The 13,562-nt window shown below is 41.6% G+C and carries 12 protein-coding genes and 1 tRNA gene; 9 read left to right on the top strand and 4 right to left on the bottom strand.

What is annotated here, in order from left to right; translation table 11 throughout:
- Positions 1 to 4 precede the first annotated feature (4 nt).
- Both ACFQ3Q_RS00300 and ACFQ3Q_RS00295 read left to right on the top strand, forming a co-directional pair.
- Positions 5 to 2,377 (top strand): TonB-dependent receptor domain-containing protein, encoded by a 2,373-nt coding sequence (locus ACFQ3Q_RS00300; protein ID WP_380741795.1) that lies wholly within the window; start codon positions 5 to 7, stop codon positions 2,375 to 2,377.
- Positions 2,378 to 2,677: 300 nt separating this feature from the next.
- Positions 2,678 to 2,827 (top strand): hypothetical protein, encoded by a 150-nt coding sequence (locus tag ACFQ3Q_RS00295; protein WP_380741793.1) that lies wholly within the window; start codon positions 2,678 to 2,680, stop codon positions 2,825 to 2,827.
- 198 nt (positions 2,828 to 3,025) lie between these two features.
- Here the strand turns inward: ACFQ3Q_RS00295 and ACFQ3Q_RS00290 are convergent, their stop codons facing one another.
- Both ACFQ3Q_RS00290 and ACFQ3Q_RS00285 read right to left on the bottom strand, forming a co-directional pair.
- The gene (locus ACFQ3Q_RS00290; protein ID WP_380741791.1) at positions 3,026 to 3,418 is read right to left on the bottom strand and encodes a GIY-YIG nuclease family protein; all 393 of its coding nucleotides are present in this window, start codon (positions 3,416 to 3,418) and stop codon (positions 3,026 to 3,028) included.
- Positions 3,419 to 3,466: 48 nt separating this feature from the next.
- A tRNA-Phe gene (locus ACFQ3Q_RS00285) sits at positions 3,467 to 3,539 on the bottom strand.
- Between the two features lie 104 nt (positions 3,540 to 3,643).
- On the opposite strand from ACFQ3Q_RS00285, the gene ACFQ3Q_RS00280 reads away from it, so the two are divergent.
- From ACFQ3Q_RS00280 to ACFQ3Q_RS00250, 7 genes are all read left to right on the top strand, one after another.
- Positions 3,644 to 4,375, top strand: a complete 732-nt coding sequence (locus tag ACFQ3Q_RS00280) for a type III pantothenate kinase (RefSeq protein ID WP_380741789.1) — start codon at positions 3,644 to 3,646, stop codon at positions 4,373 to 4,375.
- The gene (locus ACFQ3Q_RS00275) at positions 4,372 to 5,613 is read left to right on the top strand and encodes a hypothetical protein (protein ID WP_380741787.1); all 1,242 of its coding nucleotides are present in this window, start codon (positions 4,372 to 4,374) and stop codon (positions 5,611 to 5,613) included. The genes ACFQ3Q_RS00280 and ACFQ3Q_RS00275 overlap by 4 nt, the downstream gene beginning before the upstream one ends.
- Before the next feature lie 19 nt (positions 5,614 to 5,632).
- Positions 5,633 to 7,006: a tetratricopeptide repeat protein gene (locus ACFQ3Q_RS00270; RefSeq protein WP_380741785.1), complete on the top strand. Its 1,374-nt coding sequence runs from the start codon at positions 5,633 to 5,635 to the stop codon at positions 7,004 to 7,006.
- On the top strand, positions 6,967 to 7,578 hold the full coding sequence (lptC, locus tag ACFQ3Q_RS00265; RefSeq protein WP_380741784.1) for an LPS export ABC transporter periplasmic protein LptC: 612 nt from the start codon (positions 6,967 to 6,969) through the stop codon (positions 7,576 to 7,578). Before ACFQ3Q_RS00270 ends, lptC begins: the two co-directional genes overlap by 40 nt.
- Positions 7,571 to 7,762, top strand: a complete 192-nt coding sequence (locus tag ACFQ3Q_RS00260) for a hypothetical protein (RefSeq protein WP_380741782.1) — start codon at positions 7,571 to 7,573, stop codon at positions 7,760 to 7,762. The genes lptC and ACFQ3Q_RS00260 overlap by 8 nt, the downstream gene beginning before the upstream one ends.
- A 5-nt stretch (positions 7,763 to 7,767) precedes the next feature.
- Positions 7,768 to 9,057, top strand: coding sequence for a hemolysin family protein (locus ACFQ3Q_RS00255; protein WP_380741780.1), 1,290 nt, complete (start codon positions 7,768 to 7,770; stop codon positions 9,055 to 9,057).
- A gap of 95 nt (positions 9,058 to 9,152) precedes the next feature.
- Positions 9,153 to 11,270 carry a peptidylprolyl isomerase gene (locus ACFQ3Q_RS00250; RefSeq protein ID WP_380741778.1) on the top strand — a complete coding sequence of 706 codons (2,118 nt, stop codon included), beginning with the start codon at positions 9,153 to 9,155 and terminating at the stop codon, positions 11,268 to 11,270.
- Positions 11,271 to 11,327: 57 nt separating this feature from the next.
- Here the strand turns inward: ACFQ3Q_RS00250 and ACFQ3Q_RS00245 are convergent, their stop codons facing one another.
- The gene (locus tag ACFQ3Q_RS00245) at positions 11,328 to 12,239 is read right to left on the bottom strand and encodes a GYDIA family GHMP kinase (RefSeq protein WP_380741777.1); all 912 of its coding nucleotides are present in this window, start codon (positions 12,237 to 12,239) and stop codon (positions 11,328 to 11,330) included.
- Entirely contained in the window at positions 12,236 to 13,555 is a 1,320-nt protein-coding gene (locus tag ACFQ3Q_RS00240; RefSeq protein WP_380741775.1) for a hydroxymethylglutaryl-CoA reductase, degradative, read from the bottom strand. Before ACFQ3Q_RS00240 ends, ACFQ3Q_RS00245 begins: the two co-directional genes overlap by 4 nt.
- Positions 13,556 to 13,562: the final 7 nt, after the last annotated feature.

Here is a 13,562-nt window from a genome sequence, read left to right as displayed (position 1 = left end):
ATTATTGTTAGGGCAAGATGGAATCATAAAGGGGGAGCTTTATGACCAAAAAGACGAGACCATACCATTTGCGACCGTTTCGGTTATGAAGCTGCCCGATTCCACCTTGATTACAGGAACTACTACCGATATAGACGGTAATTTTAAACTTAAACCTTCCTATACCGGGACCTATATGTTAAAGTTCAGCGCTATAGGATATAAGCCATCCTATACACGGGGCTTCGAGATCACCGGTCCCGGTTTTACAAAGGATATTGGGGAGGTGGTGATGAATGAGGAAGCTACTATGCTCAACGAGGTACTGGTGAAGACCTGGAGGCCGAGGGTAGAAGTGGATAACGGTAATATGGTAATGCGTGTGGAAGGAACTGCCATAGCCTCGGGGAATACCGCGTTTGATATGCTCTCTCGTGCTCCCGGAGTGAGCGTAAACCAGAATGGCGAATTCAGAATAAACGGAAAACAGGGGGTGGCAGTGATGATAGATGGCAGGCTTAGCTATTTATCGGGGACAGAACTACAGGCTCTTTTGGAAGGGATGCCCGCCGAAAACATCAAAAATATTGAGGTCATCAACAATCCTTCGGCAAAATATGATGCTGAAGGTGCTGCAGGAATCTTAAACATCAATCTTAAAAAGAACAGTCTTGCCGGTGTGAACGGTAGCATTTATGCCGGTTTTAAGTACAATGAGCAGCAACTCCTCAATGGCGGGCTTAACCTTAATTATAAAAAGGACAAATGGAATTCTTTTTTGAATCTTGATGTCGCTGAACGGGGAATGATCAGAGATCAGGAGATTTCAAGGACGTTTCCTGTAGAAGACGGATTAAAAGGCTTTGAGCAAATAGGGACCGATGAGCGTAAGAGGCTTATTCCTTCCCTTCAGCTGGGAACCGATTATGATATTAATGAACGCCACAGTGTGGGAGGAGTCTTCAATTTTACCTACCAGGATCGGGTTGGAGACTGGGATACCTATTCCAGGCTTACAGATGCCGAAAATAACAACATTGCAAATATTGAGGCCAATAACCATAATAATGAGGAATATGCCACGGGAAGACTTAACTTCCATTACGTAGGGGAACTTGATACTGTAGGAACCACGATTTCTGCCGATCTAGACTACGTAAGACTTAAGAAGGAGAGCGATTCAAGGTTCAGAAATTTCTTTACTTACCCGGATGATACGCCAAACAGCTTAGAAAATCTGTTTAGTGAAAGCGATTCTGATTACGATATATATTCGGCTAAAGTTGACTTCAGCACACCTCTTTCTGAAACTTCAAATCTTGAGTTGGGGGTAAAAACAAGTAAAGTGATCTCAGACAGTGAATTGAAATACTTCAGAGAGGTTAATGGAGATCGCGTTCTTGATCCTTCTATAAGTGATAAGTTCAGGTATGAAGAAGAGATATATGCCGCCTATGCCAGTTACAGCAACAGGTTTAATGACACCTGGAATCTGAAGCTGGGGTTAAGGGCCGAACAAACCAAAGGAAAAGGGGGTTCCTTCAGTATGAATGAAGTGAATGATAAGGACTATCTTGAGCTTTTCCCGAACTTCTCACTGGAGCAAAAAGTAAGTGAGAATTATAAACTGAACTATTCCTACAGTCGCAGGATCACGAGACCAGATTATGAGCGCCTGAACCCGGTGATTTTCTATCTTGATCCTTATACCTATGTGGTTGGTAATCCAGGGCTGAAATCCCAGATCAATAATACTTTTCAGGTTTCCCAGACCTTCTTTAAGAAGTATCACCTGATGCTAAGCTATGATAATACAGTCAATTATATGGCAGAGGTGCCTAGTACCAACCCGGAAACCAGGGAAACCAGTTTAAGCCAGAGGAATATTGAAAGTTTTAAGAGTTATAGTGCAACTATTGTAGCCCCGTTCGAGCTCACTTCTTTCTGGAAGATGAATAATAACCTGGTGTTTAATCAGCAGGATTATGATTTTGAGATAGATGGGGAGTCAATTCACAACGATAATCTGTTTTATATGTTGCAAAGTAATCACCAGATAAACCTGCCGGCAGATATAAAAATGGAACTCAATGCCACCTTTCGCGGACCAATGGCCTACGGGATCTATAATATTGATGAGCAGTGGTGGCTGGACCTTGGGTTTAGAAAATCTTTTATGGATGATAAGCTGAGTGTTAGTCTTAATGCGACCGATGTTTTTAAAACTATGGATATGCACGTAGATGCTGAATACTCCGGGAACCGTTTTGTGCTGGACCAGTACTTCGGAAATCAGGCCGTGAGTCTCAGCTTACGCTATAACTTCAGCAAGGGAAGCAAAGCCGAAAGAAAAACCCGCCAAAATAATTTGGAAGAACTGAACAGGGCGGGGGGTTGATAGCGTTCATTCTTCCTATACAACTATCATCCTGGATCCCGGAAATTATTTTCGGGATCCTTTTTTTTGCGGGATTTGGTATGGCGATAAATTCAGACAGGTAAAAAATCATTTGCATTTTTTATCCGGAAATTAGCAAAAACACCAGTTTTGTGTAGGAAAGCTAGCCTTTATTCCCTTTTGAAAATCAAGCTTTTGCATTACGGCTAATTTATTTTTGATTCATCGATTAATTTTTGAGAAGGCTCTGTAAGATCTTAACTTTAGGAGAGTTGAAGTGTAATTTAAAAAGTCGTGCTTATGGAAATTTTTACAGAATTCGTTCACAATTACAAAGGAAGTCTGAGAGGTCTTAACATCTTTGCTAAGATCTTGGTAACTCTTGCGCTGGCCCTAATTTTCTTTGCAATAATTAGTGCCATTGTTAATGTAGTGCTGTATACCGTATAGACCTGTAATTGTCTACCTGGTTTGAAATGTCACCCTCCTAATCTGTGATCGGGCAAGTTCTAAAGGCCCGACAGGGATTTTTTTGCGTTTTCTCTAAAAAAGATCTTCCTGTCTTTTTAAGGATTATGCCTAAGCAAAATTCTCTATTACCAAAAAATCATTTAATCTTTAACCTGATCTTCCGTATTGGGGGATATGTTACATCATTAGATATGAATGAGAAAAATACGGAAATAAAAAAACCCGCTTCAGCTGAAGCGGGTTTTTAAAGGTGGTGCCTCCAGCCCCGAGGCATCGGGGGAACCAGGGCTGCTTTTTATTAAGTATGTCAGAAAGTAATGAGAGGTTTTGTATTACTTTACTGATAAGGATTTTGCTTTTCATTCGCTTGATAAACTTCTCGAGATAAAGGGCCTCCTCCCTGTTCGTCGTTTCGAACTGTAATTTCAATTCCCAGTCTTCGGCTTTTTCGGTAAAATTATACTTAAAGTGGTGTTGCTGGTGCTGTTTTAGTCTGTTCCGGATATCTGAAGTTTCACCTATATAATAGCGATCTGTCTTTTTAGAATAAAGAATATAGAGGAAGTGCATCTGCCAAAAATAAAAAAACCCAAGCTAAGTAGCTTGGGTTTTTAAAGGTGGTGCCTCCAGGAATCGAACCAGGGACACAAGGATTTTCAGTCCTTTGCTCTACCAACTGAGCTAAGGCACCAGTTGCTTGTTTAAGCGGTGGCAAATATAATTTCATTTTTAGGAACTCACAAAGGAAATTTTAAAAAAATGCTTTTGTATTTTAGCTTTCTCAATAAAACCTGAATGAATTTAGTAGTAGATATAGGGAATTCCGCCACCAAAATTGCTGTTTTTCAGTCTGGTGAGCTTATAGACAGAACAGCATTTGCCACGAAAGATTTTTTTAAAAAATTTCCGGTTTTTTTTCAAAACCACCCCGAAATTGAACAAGCGATCCTTTCTTCGGTAGTAAATGAGGTTCCGGAAATAGAAAAAGAGCTTCAGAAGCATTTCGAATTGCTTATCCTGGATCAGAACACCAATCTGCCTTTTTATAATTTATATGCTACTCCTGAAACCCTGGGAAAAGACCGGATCGCACTTATGGCTGCGGCGGTCGGGAAGTATCCGTCACAAAATGTTCTAGTGATAGATGCGGGAACTTGTATTACCTACGATTTTAAAAATGACAGGGAAGAATACCTTGGAGGAGCAATTTCGCCTGGACTGGAAATGAGGTTCAGAGCTTTAAATCAATTTACATCGCGTTTGCCGCTTGTACGGGCAGATGAGCAGGAGGGGCTGATAGGGAATTCTACCGAAGGCAGTATAAGGACCGGAGTGGTTGCCGGGACGACTATGGAGATAGAAGGTTTTATTGATGCTTATCTTTCTGAAAATAAGAATTTAACAGTTATTTTAACAGGTGGTGATACGCAAATTTTGTCTATGCGGGTAAAAAATAGCATATTTGCCAACCCGAATTTTCTTTTGGAGGGATTGAACTGCATTTTAGAATTTAATAAGACTCAATGATAAAACGATTTATAGTAATCGTAGCTGTATTTTTTACAGTGATGGCATCCGCTCAGGAAAACGTTTCTTCGCCATACTCTTACTACGGGATTGGACTCACTAATTTTAAAGGGACTGTAGAGAACCGCTCGATGGGTGGATTAAGTACCTTTTCTGACAGTATCCACCTGAACCTCAGGAATCCAGCTTCTTACGGACGACTTAAATTAACAAATTATTCAGTAGGTGGAAGCCACGAAAGAGTTAAATTACAGACTAATACAGCTGAAGACCGTGCTAAGATCACCTCTTTGGATTATCTGGCAATAGGTGTTCCTGTGGGTAAATTTGGTTTTGGTCTTGGGGTAATGCCTTATACTTCGGTAGGATACAGAATTCTTGATGTGGAAGAAAATCAGGGGAGCAGACTTACCGGAAGAGGAGGAATGAATAAAGTTTTCCTTACTGCCGCATATGAAATTAGTGAAAGTTTGAGTGTTGGGGTTGATGCCCAGTATAACTTCGGAAACTTCCAGAACAGAAGATCTGTTGCCCGTGAAGGCATAGAGCTCGGGACCAGGGATATCAGGAGAACCGATATAATTGGTTTTAATTTTAAGTTCGGGGTAGATTACCAGCGAATGATTTCAGATAACCTGAAATTACATGCCTCTGCCAGTTATGCTCCAGAAGCTCGTCTGGATTCAGAGAATTATAGGGAGATTTCCACTATTGCGTTCCTGGGTACGGGAGAAGTGGTTTTAGATAAGCACGAATTTGAAAGAGTAGATTCTCAGTTCGACCTTCCTTCAGAGCTTACAGTTGGAGCCGGACTTGGAAAGCCTAATTCGTGGTTTGTAGGTGGTGAATATACGGGAAGAGGAACCAGTGCATTTGGGAACAGTTTCAACACCGGCGATGAAAATGTTGCTTATCAGGACGCGGCGCATTATCGTTTAGGGGGGTATTTTATTCCTCAGTACAACTCCCTGACAAGTTATTTTAAACGAGTTGTTTACAGAGCCGGACTGCGATTTGAGGAGACTGGATTGCACCTGAGGAATGAGAGCATTAATGAGTTTGGCATATCTTTTGGAGTTGGATTACCTGTCGGAGCAAATTTCTCTAATGCAAACCTCGGAATTGAGTATGGACAGCGCGGTACGACAGATTCCGATCTAATTAAAGAGAACTTTTTCAAAATTTCTATAGGTTTGTCATTAAATGATAAATGGTTCGAAAAAAGAAAATTTAATTAACCCACAATAAAACAAGAAAATGAAAGCGAGATTTATAGCATTACTTACAGTAGCTTTGTTAGGTACAGGGGCGTTAAGCGCACAGTCTAATGACTGTGCAACAATGGCGGCTTTGGCTTATGACGATGCAAAAGCAAAAAATTATGATGCTGCTTACGGACCCTTAATGAAGGTAAGGGAGGAATGTCCAAAATACAGTTTGGCTACATACCAGTACCTGGAAAGAGTTTTAAACGATAAAATCGATAAATCTGAAGGCGAGAAAAAAGCAGAATTTGTAGAAGAATTGATCGATGTTTGGGAAGAAAGACTTGAACTTTTCCCGAATAAGACCAAAAAGGGAGATGTATATTCTGATATCGCTAAATTGAAATACTTCAACAAGATTGGAGATAAGGAGTCTCAGTACAAAGCATTTGATAAAGCCTTTGTAGAAGATAAGGAGAACTTTACCTCTGCTGTTGGTCTTTATGCTTATTTCTCACTACTTGTAGATATGCAGGATGCCGGAGAACGTTCTTTAGAGGATGTTTTTGAAAAGTATGATGATGTTATCGAAAAGGTAGAGGAAGAAGAGAATGATCTTGCAAAAACATTGGCAGGACTGCTTGAGAAGCAGGAAAAAGGAGAGCAGCTTACTGCCAAAGAAGAAAAGATGATCAAAATTGCTGAAACCAATCTTGAGGCTTATAGTAAAGTAAAAGGAAGTATCAACGCAAAACTTGGTCAGAGGGCAGATTGTGATAACCTTATCCCGCTTTATTCTAAAGATTTCGAATCTAAGAAAGACGATGTGAGCTGGTTAGAGAATGCCAACGCCAGGCTTTCTGCTAAGGACTGTACGGAAGATCCGTTATTCGTGAAAGTGTCTGAAGCACTTCACAAACTTAAGCCTTCTGCGAAGTCTGCATACTCTTTAGGTCAGTTAGCTGAATCTAACGGAGACTATGGTAAGGCACTAGAGTACTATAATGAAGCTGCTGAACTTGAAACCAATCCTGCAGATAAAGCAAGAATCTATTATAGAATTGCGAACAACTATAAGGAAAAAGGTAGCTTCTCTCAGGCAAGAAGTTTTTACAGAAAAGCTCTTAGAGAAAAGCCTTCTTTAGGTAATGCTTACCTTCAGATCGCGAATATGTATGCCAGCAGTGCGAACAACTGTGGTACCACTACCTTTGATAAGAGAGCTGTTTACTGGTTAGCTGCTGAATATGCTGCTAAAGCCGGTAGAGTGGATCCGGGACTGTCTAGCAATGCCAACCAGGCTGCTGCGGCATACCGAGGAAGAGCTCCTCAAAAATCTGATGTATTCCAGGAAGGAAGAAGCTCAGGAGAGCCTATCCAGATCGGATGCTGGATTGGAGAGACCGTGCGTATCCCAAGCTTATAAGAATGAGGTTAACATACCGGAATATAATATCAGGCATTGTCACGCTAACAGGCGTGACAATGCTTTTTTCATGTCAGGGTAACCTGAAGGAGATCCGCGCACTGGATCTGCAGGGGAATGATCCGCAGGCCATCGCTAAGGATCTGAACCTTAAATACACCGATTCCGGGAGGTTGGTTGCTAATCTTAAGAGTCCTAAGATGCTCGATTTTTCCAATAAGGATTTTCCGTACAGGGAGTTTCCGGACGGGCTTGAAGTGGAGTTTTACGACGAGGATAACAAGAAAAGCACATTGACGGCTGACTACGGAATCATCTATGAAAAGACCAGCCTGATAGATCTTCAGGGCAATGTGGTTCTTTTTACCAGTGATAGTACAAAGCTAGAGGCAAGTCAGTTATACTGGGACCAGGACAGAAGCTGGGTTTTTACTGATAAGCCAAATAAAATTCAATTTCCAAACGGAGCTCTTAACGAAGGGCAGGGTTTTGATTCTAACCAAAATTTCGGTAATTTTCGATCCAGAACCAACATAGGAGTTCAAATTATAGAAGAAAAAACCGATGAGTAAGTATTTCAAATATTTCGAGTATGCCTATCTTTTTATTGCAGCTTTTTTCATTTTCGAAGCGGTAAGAATTTGGGATACCGAGCGAAACAGGGCTTATCTGTTTCTTTTCTTCGTTCTTATTTCGATCTTTATGTTCTTCTTTAAAAGAAGGTTTAGACGAAAAATGGAAGAACGCAATAAATAACTTAAATGGAGATTGACATTGCTATAATTGCTTGCTCCCTTTTGCTTTCGGCTTTTTTCTCGGGAATGGAAATCGCCTACGTTTCTTCCAATAAGATCTACATCGAAATTGAAAAGCGCCAGAACGACTTCCTGGCCAAAGTGCTGAAAAGACTTACCAAAAAGCCTTCGAAATTCATAGCCACAATGCTGGTGGGTAATAATATTGCCCTGGTAATCTATGGTTTTTTTATGGGCGATCTTATTATGGCCTGGCTTGAAGGGCTTCGCCCAATTGATAATGCTCTGCTGCAATATCTTGTGGCCGATCTCAGTCTCTTTACGCAAACCGTAATTTCCACATTAATCATCCTGCTTACTGCAGAATTTTTGCCAAAAGTATTTTTTCAGATCTATGCCAATACAATGCTGAAGTTTTTTGCGGTACCGGCATATTTCTTTTATATCATTTTCAGTTTTGTTTCCAGTTTTGTGATCTGGGTTTCAGATTTTGTGCTCAAGCGCTTCTTTAAGACCGAAGGGGATGAGGTGCAGCTGGCCTTTAGTAAGGTGGAACTCGGTAATTTTATCAATGAGCAAATGGAAACCGTGGAAGATGATGAGGAGGTGGATTCTGAAATTCAGATCTTTCAGAATGCCCTGGAATTTTCAGACATCAAGGCAAGGGAGGTAATGATCCCGAGAACCGAGATCATTGCGGTAGATCAGAATCAGGCTCCTAAAGACCTGATCCAGACCTTTACGGAAACCGGGCTTTCCAAGATTCTTATTTACAACGAAACCATAGACGATATTATAGGTTATATCCATTCTTTTGAACTTTTCAAAAAACCGAAATCCCTTAAATCCATTCTTTTGCCGGTTATTTTTGTGCCGGAAACTATGTGGGTGAAAGATGTGTTGAACATTCTTATAAAAAAGCGTAAAAGTATTGCCGTGGTAATTGATGAATACGGAGGCACCAGCGGGATGATGACGGTAGAGGATATTGTTGAAGAACTTTTTGGAGAGATCGAAGATGAACACGATTCAGCGGTACTGATCGAGGAGGTGCTTGGGGAAGATCATTTCAGGTTTTCAGCAAGGATCGAAGTAGATTATGTAAATGAAACCTATAAACTGAATTTGCCTGAAGAGGAGAATTACGAGACTCTGGGCGGATTCATTGTTAACCATACCGAAGAAATTCCTCAGCAGGGAGAGGTGGTGAAGATAGAAGACTTCGAATTTCAGATCCTGGAAGTTTCCAATACTAAAATCGAATTGGTAGAGCTCAGGATAAAGCCTGTGGACTAATCTCATAAAAGTTAAGATTTTGCTAATTATAAATTTTATAATTAGGTTAAAAACATTATTTTCGCCCACTATATTTCGATAAATAACAACTACAAATGGCAGTATTAAATAAAATCAGACAACGTTCTGTTTTCTTGATCGTAATTATTGCACTGGCTCTTTTTGCATTCGTATTGGCCGATGTGATTCGTAACGGAGGTCTGACCTCTCAAAAATCTCAAAATGTGATCGCCACCGTAAATGGTGAAGAGATCGAAAGAGAAGAATTTGCAAGGCAGGTAGAGTCCCTTCAGCGTAATATGGGGCCAAATGCAAGTACCACTCAGGTGGTGAACCGTGTTTGGGATCAGAAACTACGTGAGGTGATCATTAAGGAGCAACTGGAAGAACTTGGCGTTAGAGCGGAAGAGGCTCATATTAAACAGGTTTTAAGAAGCCAGATGGCGAACAATCCTAACTTCACCAATGAAGCCGGAATGTTTGATGAAAACAAATTAAAAGAATATATCGCTTCTCTTAAAGCGAATTCTCCACAGGCCTACCAGCAATGGGTGAGCTATGAAAATAGCCTGGAAGAAACTGCCCGCCAGAACATCTATATGAATATGGTTAGCGCCGGTGTTGGAGCAACGCTTAAGGAAGGAGAGCAGGCTTACAGAATGCAGAATGATAACATCGACCTGAAATTCGTTCAGATCCCTTATTCTTCTGTGGCCGATTCGCAAGCTGAAATTTCTAAAGATGAAATCAGAGCTTATGTAAAGGAGCATCCTGCAAAATTCGAAACAGAAGAGGCAAGAAATATTCAATATGTATATTTTGAAGAAACTGCTTCAACCAAGGATAAGGAGGAGTCTAAAACTGCGATCACTTCAATGAAGGATAACAGGATAGAGTACAATGCGGCAACAAGCAGCAATGACACTCTTCCTGGCTTTGATGCTACAGAAGATATTGAGGAGTTCGTGAATACGAATTCAGATATTCCTTACGATAACCGTTTTGTTTTCAAAAACCAGCTTCCAAAGAAATTTGCTGATGATATTTTCAGTCTTCAGGAAGGAGAGACCTTTGGTCCTTATGAGGATAACGGATACTGGAAGCTGACCAAGATGGTAGAAACCAAGCAAATTCCTGATTCTGTAAAAGCAAGTCATATTCTTGTTTCTTACAAGGGGAATCAGTTTCCCGGGCTAACAAGAACTAAGGAGGAGGCAAAGGCTTTAGCCGATAGTCTTGTAGGAGTTGTAAAAGCCGGAAACACGGATTTTGCAGAGCTTGCAACGGAATTTTCTGCCGATCCTTCTAACCAGGAAAATGGTGGAGACCTTGGATGGATCCAGCCAGGTATGATGATTCCGGATTTTGAAGATTTCGTTTTTGAAAGCAATGAAGGAGAAGTTGGAGTAGTAGAGACCGATCTTGGTTTTCACGTGGTTTCTGTTGAAGAGCAGACCGACAGGGAAAAAGCTGTAAAGGTTGCGACCATCGCAAGAGAGATCGAAGCTTCTGAAAGAACCAGAAATAATCTTTTCAACGAAGTGACCAAGTTCGAGATCGCTTCAGGAAAAGAAGGATTTAATGAAAAGGCAAAGGCTTCCGGTTATGATGTAAGAACCGTGAAAGATATCAAGGCTCTTGATGAGAATATCCCGGGTGTTGGAGCGCAACGCCGTGTTGTACAGTGGGCGTTTGAAGAAGATGCTAAAGTTGGAGATATCAAAAGATTTGAAACTCCTAACGGATATATCGTGGCTCAGCTTACTGCCAAGAAGGATGCAGGCCTAATGAGTGCTGAAGATGCTTCTTCGGTAGTTATCCCAATCCTTACAAAACAAAAGAAAGCCGAGATCATCAAGGAGAAAATAAGCGGTAATAGTCTTGAGGAGATCGCGCAAAACAATAACACTTCTGTAAAGACTGCAGATGCTGTTAATCTAAACTCACCAACCCTGGCGGGAGCGGGAAGCGAGCCGGAAGTTGTGGGCGCTGTATTTGGTCTTGAAAAAGGGCAAATGAGCAAGCCTGTTGCTGGTGAAAAAGGAGTTTATGTAGTAGAAGTGGTGAACAAGAACGAAGCGCCGGCTATGGAAACTTATAAGGGCTTTGCAGATCAGGAGACTATGAGAAGAAGACGAGCTGCTGCTGCAAGGGCGTACCAGGCGCTTAAAAGCAAAGCAGAGATTGAAGATAACAGGGCTAAGTTCTATTAGAATTTAGACTTTGAATAATAAAAAAAGCCTCAGAAAATTTTCTGAGGCTTTTTTTATTTACAGTATCATTTGGTGAAAGGGGATTATTGTGCGGTATCCTTTTTTCAGGAAGTAGTCTTTATCCTTCCCTGTAGCAAGAACAAAGTCACCGCCCCAGCCTCCGAGGCTTTTTATGGTTCCGGAGTAATCGGGAAACAATTCAGATTTTATCTTTGGAAGATTGATGCTTTTCGAAATAAGTGTTTCGTGTACCTCTAAAAGCATTTCAAAGTCTTTTAAGCTCTCACTTTGCAGGATTTGGTCTGTGATACCCGAAATCTTGCTGGTAAGGCTGGAAAGGTTCTCTTTTGGCTGATTTCGATAGTGAGCAATGGCCTCTCGGCTGTTTTGTTTTCGGTTAAGATGTACAAAAAACAGTTCCTCGGCAAAGGCAGGATTAAATTGAGTTTTCAGCACGCTTGGTCCTGAAGGGGTGAGCTGGAAAATGATCGGCTGGTCAGTCCTGGCAGCTGCAATATCATATCCGCTGCCGCCGAAGGTTTTATTTAATAGCTTGTAAGGGTCTATTTGAAACCAGTCTGCAATATTATTGATCAGGGTGGAAGAGGTGCCCAATCCCCAGTCCCGGTCAAAATTCAGGCTGGTGGTTACGTTATAGCCTTTGTCTTTGCTGAAGACCTCAGGATTTACCTCATTGGCTTTCTGCAGAATATGCTGTAATCTTTCCAAAAGGTTCTTCCGTTCACTGGCAACCGGTATGGCTAGTCTTATATCGTTTCCAATATGAAATTCCGCTTTGATCCAGGTAGTGCCAGCCTTATCGAAGCTTTGCCAGCTGAGCTTTCCTTTTTCTCCGGGGGTGACTTCCAGACTCTGGCCATATTTTGTTGGCAGGGCCAGGGCTTTGGCTCCGTCCAGTACTGCGTATTCTCCGGTGATCAGTAATTTTCCGTGACTGTAAAACTTCATCCTTTTCTCATTTTTTCCAGTTGTTCCACTACACTGCTATGGGTAACGGTATTATGCTGGAAGAAATCGACGATCTTCGCTTTTTCTTCTTTTGTTGCCTTATGTTGGTTTAGAATGTTCATTAAATGCATTTTCATGTGCCCTTGCTGAATCCCGGTGGTGATAAGCGATCTTACTGCTGCAAAATTCTGTGCCAGGCCTGCAACTGCTACAATTTTCATCAGTTCTATGGCTGAAGGTTTTTGAAGTATATCCAGAGCCAGTTTAACAAGTGGATGAAGGCTTGTAAGTCCGCCAACCGTTCCAAGGGCTAAGGGGATCTCCAGCCAGAATTTGAATTCTCCGTTCTCAATAGAGGCGTGGGTAAGGCTACTGTATTTACCGTCTTTTGAGGCATAGGCGTGAATCCCTGCTTCTACGGCCCTGAAGTCGTTCCCCGTTGCGAGAACCACCGCATCTATGCCGTTCATAATACCCTTGTTATGGGTTACCGCCCGGTAGGGTTCTATCTCAGCGATTTTGATGGCCTGAAGGAATTTTTCTGCAAATTCTTCGCCGCTCATTTCTGTGTCTTCCGAAAGTTCTGAAACCGGACAGGAAACTTCTGCTCTCACCAGGCATTCGGGAACATAATTGGAAAGTATGCTCATTATGATCTCCAGGTTGGCTTCTTCTGCAGTGAACTCCTCATACCTCTGGGCTTCGGCTTCAAAGACATCGGCAAATTTCTCGAGACAGGAATTGATGAAATTGGCTCCCATAGAATCTTTGGTGTCGAACCTGCAATGCAGCTGGTAGTAATTTTCCAGTTCATCAGTCTTGTCTCTAAGGTCAATGCTTAAAACACCACCCCCGCGTTTTTCCATATTTGCGGTAATGGGTTTGACACTTTCAAGGAGTACCGGTTTTATTTTATCAAAATAATTCTGAAGCTTTTTCTTGTCGCCTTTGTAGGTGAAATGTACCTGTCCTTTCTTCACGGTATTGATCACCGTAGCTTTGAAGCCTCCGCGATCCAGCCAGAATTTTGCTGCCTTGCTCGCAGCGGCAATAACCGAGCTTTCTTCAATGGTCATAGGTACGGCAAAAAGCCTGTCATTGATCCTGAAGTTGGGCGCCAGGCCAAAAGGGAGATAAAAGTTAGACAAGGTGTTTTCAGTAAACTCATCGTGAAGCTGCTGCAATCTGGTGTCTTCGTTCCAGTATTGCTTTAGGGTCTCAACGTCGTCCGGTTGGTCCTTGAGGTATGTACCTGCCAGCCATTCAATCTTTTCCTTTTTGCTAAGCCTGGAAAAACCTTTTACGGGTTTGATCATTTTGGTC

This window comes from Salegentibacter chungangensis (assembly GCF_042678405.1).
GTDB classification, from domain to species: Bacteria; Bacteroidota; Bacteroidia; order Flavobacteriales; family Flavobacteriaceae; genus Salegentibacter_A; species Salegentibacter_A chungangensis.
Note: the sequence above shows the minus strand (reverse complement) of the source record. Positions and strands in the feature narration are given on the sequence as shown.